This is a genomic window from Thermovirga lienii (assembly GCF_036847465.1).
In the GTDB taxonomy this organism is placed as follows: domain Bacteria; phylum Synergistota; class Synergistia; order Synergistales; family Thermovirgaceae; genus Thermovirga; species Thermovirga lienii.
In genome coordinates this window covers 1-9,312 of record NZ_DAITZW010000045.1, presented here as the reverse complement: position 1 = coordinate 9,312, position 9,312 = coordinate 1, and the positions used below count along the sequence as shown (strand labels likewise).

Sequence of the window (9,312 nt, the reverse complement as noted above, 5' to 3'; positions counted from 1 at the left end):
TTATTTCACTATGTCTTTGGGCATACTTACCCCAACGTTCCACTTGAAGGCTGAAATACATCTCTAAACAATTTACTCAAGCTACCTATATTTGCCCCCTATACCTACGAACACTAGCTGGGCAATTTCATGAAATTGATGAAGGTTGAGTCTCACAAGACGGAGAAAAGACATGTAAGACCCTTAAGGGGCTTGGCGACTGGAAAGGAAAAACATTTTGGGTATCTATTCGAAAAAATACAAAAAATTAAAACTAGGGGGCGTGGCCCCCTAGTTGGCTTCTTTTAACTCCTCTGCTACCCTTACGCCCATCTGGTAAGCGGCGTATAGGTCGTCCTGGTCTGGAACATACTGTACTTTCAGGGTATCTACCACCTTGGTTCCCATCTCCTCCAGAACCTTGGCCACCTGTTTCACCGACTCGCCGCCCCATCCATAAGATCCGAAGGCAGCACCAATCCTTCCCTTAAATCCTAAACCTTTCACGTACGTCAACACATCGGCCACCGAGGGGAACATATTGTTATTCAACGTAGGAGACCCAACAACCAAACCTCCTGCCCCCAAAAGCTCTGTGGCCACATCGCTCCTATGAGAACCTCCCAAGGGAACAAGCTTGGCCTCAACTCCGCGAGAAGCTATGCCTTCCCCTATGGCTCTGGCCAGTTTATCGGTGCTGCCCCACATGGTGTCATAGAAAACCACTACTTTTTGAGGCAATTTACCAGAGGACCAGTCAGCATAACGGCCAATTATCCACTTGATGTCCTCCTTGGTCCTGTATATTGGCCCATGGTCCGGCAGAAGCAAATCCACCTCCAGGCCCATTTCCTGGGTCTGGGCAAGAAGCTTGGCTACCAGGGGAGAATAGGGATTCAGTATGTTCGCATAATATTTTGCAGCCTCCTGTTCCAATATCCATCTTGGAATCTGGTCGGCAAACCTCTCGTATGTGGCAAGATGCATGCCAAAGCCATCCTGAGAGAAAAGGATCTTCTCTTCAGGCATATAAGTGAACATGGAATCCGGCCAGTGCAACATCCTGGTCTCCATGAACTGAAACTTCACACCATAAACTTCCAGCACACCGCCAGAAGGAAATTCCTCTACTTCAAGGGCGTCTCCAAAGTGCGCCCTAAGAGCTTTTACGCCCATCTTGGAGGCCAAAACCTTCTTGGGCTTAACCTCGTCTATCACCTTGGGAAGACACCCAGAATGATCCATCTCTGCATGATTGGATATCACAAGCTCTATCTCATGAGGATCCACCACGGAGGCGATCCTGGCCATCATCTCATCGTAAAAGGGCGCCTTTACAGTATCTATCAATATGGGCGACTCACCCAACACCAAAAAGGCATTGTAAGTGGTTCCCCTTGACGTAGCATACCCGTGAAAATCCCTTATGGCCCAATCTATGGCTCCAACCCAGTAAAGACCTTCCCTAACCTTTACAGCCTTAAAGGTCTGATGCATTCCAATTCCTCCTTTTCCGAACACATTGGACAACCCTATATATAACAAAAGGCAGAAGCTTCTTCGAGCTTCTGCCTAAAGAGAAACTACCAATTCTCGCCTAGAAGCTCGAAGTGTGCCTTCGCATGTGCGCAGGCGGGACACTTCTCCGGAGCACATTTGCCCTCATGAAGGTAGCCACAGTTCCTGCAGCGCCACACAACCTTTTCGGGCCTCTCAAACACCCTTCCGGCCTCTATGTTGGCTGCCAGATCAAGGTAACGCTTCTCGTGCTGCTTTTCCGCCACCGCAATGGCCTCAAAGACTGCTGCAATCTCCTCAAAGCCCTCTTCCCTGGCCACCTTGGCAAACTCAGGATACATACTAGTATGCTCATAATTCTCCCCAGCGGCCGCAGCCTTGAGGTTCTCAAGAGTGCTTCCAATGACTCCTGCAGGGAAAGAAGCCTTTATCTCCACTTCTCCGCCTTCCAAAAACTTAAAGAGTCGCTTGGCATGCTCCCTCTCCTGGTTGGCAGTCTCCGCAAAAATGTCCGCTATCTGTACATAACCCTCTTTCTTGGCTTGACTGGCAAACATGTCATATCTGTTCCTGGCCTGAGATTCGCCAGCAAAAGCCGTCAAAAGGTTTACCTCTGTCCTCGTTCCTTTCAAACTCTTCATTTCCTCGTCCTCCCTTCTTTTGCTACATCTTGGCGTGTATCATTTCATTATATAAGCCTACGGATGAAAAATCAAGGATACCCCCGGGCTAATTTAGGGTTTCTAAAATCTCGCAAAGTGGCATTTGGGAAAGATGCAGACCGGGCACTTCATGCACAGTCCTCCTACTCCCCACCTTGTCACATCAATGTCCTCCTCCAGACCTGCAAAAAGAGCGATCAGCAACCGGTCAAGAGCGGTCCTTTCGCTGTGGACCACACAGGCGGGAGCCCCTATTATCCATGCCCTTCCCTTACGGGCCAACATCAAGTTGGAACCTGGTATAACGGGAACCCCTCTGAAAATAACCTCATCCGCGGCCTCTGAAATGGCTTGAGGGGTTCTATCCTCCAAGTCGACACTCATTCCACCAGTACATATCACTACTTGAGCACCAGCTTCGAGGAAGCCCTTCACGGCCTCGACTATCTCCTCTTTTTGGTCGCCACAAACTCTTTGTCCCACGTAGATTCCACCTAATTCTTTAAGCTTCCTCTTGAGCTTCGCCTCAAAAACATCCTCTATCAGACCATTTTTTATCTCGCTACCAGTAGTTACCAACGCTACCCTCAATTCCCTGAAAGGCACCACACGAAAGGGCTTTACCTTTTCCAGGGTCCTCTCCATGTCCTCTATCTTCAAGCATAGAGGCAGTATGCGAAATGCAGCTACCACTTCCCCAGGCTCAAGCACGCTATTTGTAGGACAAGCAGCAAAGGACCATATCCTCTCTTGGTTTACCTCATTAACCACCTTCTGGTCAAACCTAACAACACCCTTTACCCTCGATATGAGGCGGCACCTTCCCTCCTCGGGCCCCTCCACCTCCAGGTTTTCGCCCTTTAAGGCCCCTGCAAGCTCAAGGGCTGCATCATCTTCATGAAGTTCATCGGAGTCCAACTCAATGATCGGCAGGCTCAATCTCCCCATGCTTCGCAAAACAGGCAGATCCTCCTCCTTGACCACATGACCTTTCTTGAACCTCGCCCCCTTTATGCCTTTTCGGGCGTCTATCTGCGTAAGGTCGTGAGCTATTTGAAGCCCTATGGCATCCTCTATAGGTACTATTTTTATCTTCACAGCTGGTCCTTCCCTTCTGTTTTGTATGGCCCACGAAGGGCCTCAAGGTCCGCGCCCCTCATCTTTCCTACTATCTCAGCAAGGATGGATAAAGCAATCTCCTCGGGCGTCTCAGCCCTTATAGGCAAACCTATAGGCTGGAAAATACTATCTAGAAACTCCTCCGAAACGCCTTTCTCCATGAGACTCTTGCGCATGAAGGATATCTTTCTCCTGGAACCTATAACCCCCAGGTAAGCCATGGGCTTACCTTCAAGGCTTCGAACCACCTCTTCATCGAGAGAATGGCCACGAGTAACAACCACCACATAAGAATTGCGGGCTATAGGAATAACTCCACCACATACAGCCTCCTCCAAGGAACAGGCCACGGCCTTGCACCCAGGAAACCGGTCCTGATTGGCGTACTCCTCTCGCTCGTCCCACACAATCACATTGAACCTCGCTGCCGAAGCCAGCCTGGCAAGGGCCGCCCCCACATGACCAGCTCCGAAGATAATTATCTTGGGCTCCATCCCCAAGGGCTCCAACAAGACAGAGACCTCTCCTCCGCAAACTGCCTGGCCTTGGCTTTCTTTCTCCCTCAGAATCGATTCATAAAGTTTGGGTGCCGTGGGGTCCTCCATAACCTCCAGCGCCCTTTGAATTACCGCCTTCTCCAAGGCACCTCCTCCTATGGTCCCAGCAATTGAACCATCTGACCTCACCCACATGGAAGCTCCTAACTTCCTGGGAGTGGACCCATGGGATCTCACTACGGTGCACAAAACACCGAAACGCCCTTCCCTTGTTTCCTCATTTATCAAACGCAAAAGCTCCAGATCCATATTCCATCTCTCCCTTCCTCTGGGAATCTCTTATCACCAGCTCAACGGAGTCGGGGTGAAAAGAAAAATACACCCTCTCGCCCGGCCTAAGTTTACGGGAACAAAACACTGGATCCTTCTGTTCCACCTGCCAAACTCCCGAATCGGAGGACACGTGGATCCTGAATATTCCACCTTCTAGAATCACGTCCTCTATCTTGCCCTCAAACAGGTTGGGGGAAATCTCCTCATCCACGGGATAGCGAGGGTCTATGAACCTTATCATTTCAGGCCTTATGAACGCTATGGCCTCCCCCGTTCCCCCAGTGCTTTTTACGACAACCTCCCCGCCGGTCCAGCGAAACACCCTTTTACCAGTTTCGTTAAATACGACTTCTCCTTCCATTATGTTGCCCCAACCCATCATCTTCCAGAAACGAAGCCGCCCTCCACCACTAATCAATTCCTCCACGTTCAGAGACTCGGACATTTTTCCGTCATGAATAAAGTGCACCCTGTCACCCAAAGCACAGATGTCCTCGACATGATGAGTCACATATATGAAAGGGACACCCGTCTCCCTTTGAAGCTTTCGCAACTCCCTGCGCAGGTTTCTTTTGAGAGGGCCATCCAGTGCGCTGAAGGGTTCGTCCAAAAGGAGCACCTTTGGCCTCACGGCCAAAGCCCTGGCCAAGGCAACTCTCTGCCGCTGTCCTCCTGAAAGCTGATTTGGATATCTGTCCTGAAAGTCATCTATGCGCATTCGCTTGAGCCAATAAAGGGCCTCCTTGTGAGCACTATGGCTGTTGTCCCCCTTACAGCCGAAAGCCACGTTCTCCAGAACAGTCATGTGGGGAAAGAGGGAAAGGTTTTGGGGCATGAGACACACCCCCCTGCGGCTTGCAGGAATCCAAAGCCTTCTAGCCGAATCGTTCAATCTTTGGCCATCAAGATCTATGTAGCCTTCATCAATGGCATTGAGTCCCGAAAGGCACCTGAGGAAAAAGCTCTTGCCAGACCCGCTGGGGCCAAAGACCACGGATATCTCCCTATCCATGGAAAAATACGCATCAAGTTCAAAACTACCTATCTTCGCCCTAAAGTTGGCCTCAAGATATCCCATTTGCTCCACCCTCAAGGATCTTTATGAACCACAACGTCACCACACCCGCGGCTACCAAAAGCAAAGCCGCCCAATGAGCTTGGGCAAACTCCAGCGACTCCACCTTACCGTATATATAGAGGGGCAAGGTCTGAGTTCGCCCTGGTATGTTGCCCGCCACCATCATGGTGACTCCAAAATCCCCTAGAGCACGAGCCGAAGAAAGTCCCAATCCCACGAAAAGGGTCCTCTTGGCAAGGGGAAAGGTCACCCTGGTGAAAACCTCCAGTCTGGACCTTCCCATGGTCAAGGCTGTCTCTTCAATGCCCCGGTCAACAGCGGAAAAGGCTGCCCTGGCAGACTGGATCATTATGGGACACGCTGGGACGAAGGCCGCCAAAGCCGCACCAGGGAACCCAAACAAAAAACCCAAGTCTCTAAGGAAGTCCAAACGGCCGAGAGCTAAAAGCAAATACAGACCGATGACAGAGGGAGGAAGAACTATTGGAAGCTGAAGTAAAAGAGAGACAGCACCCTTGCCGGGAAAATCCTTGCGCGCCAAAACCCACCCCACGAAGGTTCCCATCAAGGCTAGCAAAGGAACATCCACCAACAAGACCTTAAGACTTATCCATAAAGCTTGGTACATTTATAACCCCTCTCGCTTTTCGCTCATGATTTCATCTGGCACATCAAATCCCCATTTCTTCCATATGCCTTTGGCCTTTTCCGAGCGAAGAAATCTGCTGAACTCAAGAACGTTCGGAAAGACACGGTCACCTAATAGGATGGCCTCCGTCGCAAGGCGCCCAGCACCTTCAAGGATGATGTAACTTCCTTTGGCCTTTATGGCCGCCGAAACAGGTATCAATGCTGCATCAGCCCCTTTGCTTCTTACAACTACCACGCACTGGGGAACGTTATCGCAGAAGATGAAGCGTCCCTCTTTGAGACCCTCCTCCCAATACCCTTGGCCCTCAAAATATACCTTGGCCATCCTTCCGTAGGCCGCGTAGGCTGGGTTGGGTACCGCCAGCACAGCGTTCGAAAGGAAAGACACACCCTTGTCCTCTGAATCACCAGGCCACCAAATAGAAAGTTTGGCAAAGGCACAAACCTCGACCTTCATCCTATGGCCCCTTTCTTCCAACCACTTTCTCCATTTGGGATCTGCAGAAAGGAAAATGTCGTACGGCGCACCGCTATCTATCTGCCTGGCGAGCTTTCCTGTGGCCCCACTAACAATTGATAGAGGCTGCCCCCCCTGGGCCACAAAGGCGGTCATTATCTCCTCCACGCAGGGCACTATACCCGCAGATACAGCGAGGATACCCTTTACTTCCTGCGCCGAACCAACACGGCAAAATACAAAAAGAAAAAACGCTAACACTAATCCGACTAGTTTCAAAACCCCGCCTTTCATTGTCTTCACCGCTTTCCAAAGATCACCGGACCCTCAACATGGCCTCCAAAACCCCTCCAGCAATCGCCAGGGCCTTGTCGGAAATGGTAAAGCAGTGCTCCCTTATGCACCTTGGGTCTACGTCTCCTATCTTCATCCCCTCAACCAGCGGCACCCTGGGATGAATGATTCCTCTGAGTACCCCCTTTATCGCAGCCACAACCGGCACACCATTCACTTCCCCAACCATCTCACCAGCCTCCACCAGATCACCAATCTCCTTGAAGGGTCTAAGGTAACCTCTGTTTGGAGCTCTCAAAAGCCGGTTTATGCTTTCTCCCCCTATAACCCCCGGCACGCCGGTGTCTGGAATGGCCCCACCTCTGGTAATGACCCTCCCCAGATAGTGCCCCCTCTTGGTTTCGATCACGTAATGGACATCCTTTCCGGCTATAAAGCCCGGCCCCAAGGCTATCACGCAAGGTGCCATTGACATATGTGTCCCCGTGTTCCTCTTGGCCATTATGGCGTCAACCACGAAGTGGGGCTTTATCTGGTTTATGCTGTCTCCCTTTGGGTCTATCCACACAGGCACAGTACATTGATCTTTGGGAAACTCTCCAAGGCTCATAAGCTTGAAAGCCACGTCCTCCACCTGGGCATGCCCTTCAAAAACTGCTTGGGCGGCACTAACAGTCCGCCTCACCACGGTGGGCATTGCAACTTCCAAGCACGCCACTTTGAAACCTGCATGAAAGAGCCTGTATATCACCCCTGTAGCGAGATCTCCTCCGCCTCTAACTATCACCATCCGCTCCATCACAGAACGCCCCCGCCTTCCCTATAAAGCCTCAAAGCCTTGACGTAATCCTCGGGTGTATCTATATCCAAAAAACAACCGATCGTGCCTTTAACCAAAACGACCTCTTCCATGTGGTCTCTTATTACGTGCCTTCCTCCCACATCGCCCTTTATGCTCATAAACCTGTCCAACCATACTGGCTCAAAAAAACCTGGATGACCGAACCTTCCATTTAACTCTGGAATTACAGCAGTCTTGCCTGGGCTCCTTAAGCGAAAGGCGTCAAAAATAGCACTTATATCCCTTCTTGTGAGCAAAGGCATGTCTCCCATCACTATCCCAAAAGAGCCACCTAACTCATGGATTCGTTTTATCCCCAAAAGCATGGAGTGGGCCTGGCCCAGCTCGGGAGAATGGTTAAGTACTACCTCCACGATCTTGGGAAGCCCCTTAAGGTTTATCGCTGTTTCTTTCGAGGTTACGAGGACTACCCTCGAAAACCCCGAAGATACAACGGCCTCCAGAACCGTAGAAATGACGGTACCTGAGCCGAAGGGCAAGAGCAACTTATCCTGCCCCATACGAGTAGACTTACCTGCTGCCAAAACGATCATGGTTACCCTTTGCATTTCAAGCTTACCTTCCAAAGGTCATCATATTTGGACAACGTCTTTTCTACGTCTTGCAATTTTTTTCTAACGTCTTCGCCCGCCCCCTCCAACAAATCGATCTTGTTTATGACAAGAATCCTCCTGATTCCTTCCCCCTTGGGCGAGCCTTTGAGAAAAACCTGGGGATGCTCCAAAACCCTTACGATCTCCCCCGCACTCAAAACCTTACCCGGAGTGATGCCTGAAACGGAGAAAAAACTCTCTGGACGAAAGACCGTTTTTTCATCCAAAACCTTGAAAAATATCTCTGCCCCTACCACCACTATATGGCAAGTCGTATTGCCAGGTATGACAGGTTCCCATTCACTGTATCCCTTGACGGGAAATTTCTTTGCCCCGTCCCCTTCAACCAAGACTATATCCATGAGGTCGTTGACATAAACGTAGTCCACATAGTCGGGGCTCAGCCCCAAGTACTTTTCTCCCGCTACCCCACAAGCTGCAAAAAGAGGAGGGTGGCCTCGCTTTTGCTCCTTGGCTCTTCGCGTTATAAAATCTCTATCTCCAACGGCAAAGGCATATCCCTTGGGGATCTCCCAACAGCCCATGCGGGTAGTAGTAGTAACCATGACCCTAGATCTCTCAGCTAAAGGAGTCGCAAGGGCGATAATCAGGGAGGTCTTTCCGCCCGCCCCGGTCACACATACCAACTCCCTTTCTTTGAAACAGCACATTGCAGACATGACCCCCCCTTACGTATTCCTTTTCAATCAAGTCTAACACACCCTTGGTATACTATGTGTTTTAGAGAATCCTCATGCGTGCTATAATTTTCTCTAACTTCCGGAGGGATCTCATGTTTAAAGCCAAGCTATTTGGACCACCAAGTTTCTTTGATAACAGCCGTGAAATTTTCTTACCTTCAAGAAAGGCCATGGCTCTTTTGTGCTACCTTTTAATAGAGAATAGAGTATCTCGGGAAAAGGCCGCAGGCCTTCTTTGGTGCGAAAAAGACGAAGAAACCGCCCATAAAAATCTCCGGAACACCCTGTACGTGCTGAAAAAACACATTCCCGAAGGGATAGTACTCTCCGACAGACAGTGGATCTTTATTGACCCCAAAAATAAATTGGAAACGGACCTGGATCTACTGAGAAATTTGGACGCTGCAAGCACTGACGATTGCATAGCCCTTGCCCAACCGTTCCTGGATGGGCTTTACGTAAAAGACTGCCCTGTCTTCGAGGACTGGCTCAACCAAACGAGGTACATATACGAAGAACAGGCCGCCCTGGCGCTGAAAGAAAAAGTAAAAGGACTCTACTCCCTAGG

Annotated in this window: 11 protein-coding genes; 1 reads left to right on the top strand and 10 read right to left on the bottom strand. The window is 50.2% G+C overall.

Translation table 11 applies throughout. The features are described 5' to 3' along the window. Positions 1-270 precede the first annotated feature (270 nt). The 10 genes from V7Z69_RS08970 to yqeC all read right to left on the bottom strand — a co-directional run bounded on the left by V7Z69_RS08970 (position 271) and on the right by yqeC (position 8,714). A complete protein-coding gene (locus V7Z69_RS08970; protein WP_334139663.1) occupies positions 271-1,476 on the bottom strand; it encodes an FprA family A-type flavoprotein in 1,206 nt (401 codons plus the stop codon). Between the two features lie 86 nt (positions 1,477-1,562). Continuing rightward, positions 1,563-2,138 carry a rubrerythrin gene (gene rbr, locus V7Z69_RS08965; protein ID WP_014162393.1) on the bottom strand — a complete coding sequence of 192 codons (576 nt, stop codon included), beginning with the start codon at positions 2,136-2,138 and terminating at the stop codon, positions 1,563-1,565. A gap of 102 nt (positions 2,139-2,240) precedes the next feature. Beyond that, positions 2,241-3,257 (bottom strand): molybdopterin-binding protein, encoded by a 1,017-nt coding sequence (locus V7Z69_RS08960; RefSeq protein ID WP_334139662.1) that lies wholly within the window; start codon positions 3,255-3,257, stop codon positions 2,241-2,243. Beyond that, a complete protein-coding gene (locus V7Z69_RS08955) occupies positions 3,254-4,084 on the bottom strand; it encodes an XdhC family protein (RefSeq protein ID WP_334139661.1) in 831 nt (276 codons plus the stop codon). Before V7Z69_RS08955 ends, V7Z69_RS08960 begins: the two co-directional genes overlap by 4 nt. Next, on the bottom strand, positions 4,053-5,186 hold the full coding sequence (locus tag V7Z69_RS09960) for an ABC transporter ATP-binding protein (RefSeq protein WP_416376424.1): 1,134 nt from the start codon (positions 5,184-5,186) through the stop codon (positions 4,053-4,055). The genes V7Z69_RS08955 and V7Z69_RS09960 overlap by 32 nt, the downstream gene beginning before the upstream one ends. Next, on the bottom strand, positions 5,173-5,814 hold the full coding sequence (gene modB / locus V7Z69_RS08940; protein ID WP_334139660.1) for a molybdate ABC transporter permease subunit: 642 nt from the start codon (positions 5,812-5,814) through the stop codon (positions 5,173-5,175). The genes V7Z69_RS09960 and modB overlap by 14 nt, the downstream gene beginning before the upstream one ends. Beyond that, positions 5,815-6,588 carry a molybdate ABC transporter substrate-binding protein gene (gene modA, locus V7Z69_RS08935; RefSeq protein ID WP_334139664.1) on the bottom strand — a complete coding sequence of 258 codons (774 nt, stop codon included), beginning with the start codon at positions 6,586-6,588 and terminating at the stop codon, positions 5,815-5,817. It lies immediately after the preceding gene. Positions 6,589-6,610: 22 nt separating this feature from the next. Then, complete coding sequence (gene yqeB / locus V7Z69_RS08930) at positions 6,611-7,387, bottom strand: selenium-dependent molybdenum cofactor biosynthesis protein YqeB (protein WP_334139659.1); 777 nt, start codon at positions 7,385-7,387, stop codon at positions 6,611-6,613. Continuing rightward, positions 7,387-8,016, bottom strand: coding sequence for a nucleotidyltransferase family protein (locus V7Z69_RS08925; protein WP_334139658.1), 630 nt, complete (start codon positions 8,014-8,016; stop codon positions 7,387-7,389). The genes yqeB and V7Z69_RS08925 overlap by 1 nt, the downstream gene beginning before the upstream one ends. Beyond that, the gene (gene yqeC, locus V7Z69_RS08920) at positions 7,986-8,714 is read right to left on the bottom strand and encodes a selenium cofactor biosynthesis protein YqeC (protein ID WP_334139657.1); all 729 of its coding nucleotides are present in this window, start codon (positions 8,712-8,714) and stop codon (positions 7,986-7,988) included. The genes V7Z69_RS08925 and yqeC overlap by 31 nt, the downstream gene beginning before the upstream one ends. Before the next feature lie 122 nt (positions 8,715-8,836). Between yqeC and V7Z69_RS08915 the strand changes: the two genes are divergently transcribed. Beyond that, the coding region (locus tag V7Z69_RS08915) for an AfsR/SARP family transcriptional regulator (protein WP_334139656.1) at positions 8,837-9,312 on the top strand (476 nt) is incomplete at its 3' end.

Coding starts and splice junctions, on each gene's coding strand:
- modB (WP_334139660.1), bottom strand. CDS start 5,814: ATGTACCAAGCTTTATGGATAAGTCTTAAGGTCTTGTTGGTGGATGTT.
- V7Z69_RS08955 (WP_334139661.1), bottom strand. CDS start 4,084: ATGGATCTGGAGCTTTTGCGTTTGATAAATGAGGAAACAAGGGAAGGG.
- V7Z69_RS09960 (WP_416376424.1), bottom strand. CDS start 5,186: ATGGGATATCTTGAGGCCAACTTTAGGGCGAAGATAGGTAGTTTTGAA.
- yqeB (WP_334139659.1), bottom strand. CDS start 7,387: ATGGAGCGGATGGTGATAGTTAGAGGCGGAGGAGATCTCGCTACAGGG.
- modA (WP_334139664.1), bottom strand. CDS start 6,588: ATGAAAGGCGGGGTTTTGAAACTAGTCGGATTAGTGTTAGCGTTTTTT.
- V7Z69_RS08970 (WP_334139663.1), bottom strand. CDS start 1,476: ATGCATCAGACCTTTAAGGCTGTAAAGGTTAGGGAAGGTCTTTACTGG.
- rbr (WP_014162393.1), bottom strand. CDS start 2,138: ATGAAGAGTTTGAAAGGAACGAGGACAGAGGTAAACCTTTTGACGGCT.
- yqeC (WP_334139657.1), bottom strand. CDS start 8,714: ATGTGCTGTTTCAAAGAAAGGGAGTTGGTATGTGTGACCGGGGCGGGC.